1 protein-coding gene is annotated in these 404 nt (G+C 59.7%); it reads left to right on the forward strand.

The features are described 5' to 3' along the window. The coding region (locus J5M73_RS31535) for a DUF3274 domain-containing protein (protein ID WP_207817012.1) at positions 1–404 on the forward strand (404 nt) is incomplete at both ends.

Consider the following 404-nt stretch of genomic DNA (forward strand, 5'->3'; position numbering starts at 1 on the left):
GTTTAGGGCTGCTGGATCGCAGCGCAAGGGCCAATCTCAAACCGGGGGCACGGGTGATGTTGACGGCTCCACAATTGCCCATACCGGCAGAAACCGATTTCGCCACTGATGGCGTCATGACTGCGCCAGGTGAGGATTCGGACAGTGGCGTGTACCAGATAATGGACACACTGGACCCCATCGATGCTGCTATTGGCCTGAGCAATGACAAGTCGCTGCGTATCAAGTCGGCCTGGCGCCCGAAGGACACGCAATACGCCCGTCAGGAGACGATGGCGGAGGCCATTGCCTTCAAGCATGGCCGTGATGTCGCGAGCGTTAAAAAGGCCCGCGACGAGATCTACGAGGTGTCCCAGCACGCTCACGTGTTTGCGGTACGGGCGATGGGTGATGGCCAGGTCCTG

This window comes from Pseudomonas sp. 50_B, assembly GCF_017491625.1.
GTDB classification, from domain to species: domain Bacteria; phylum Pseudomonadota; class Gammaproteobacteria; order Pseudomonadales; family Pseudomonadaceae; genus Aquipseudomonas; species Aquipseudomonas danubii.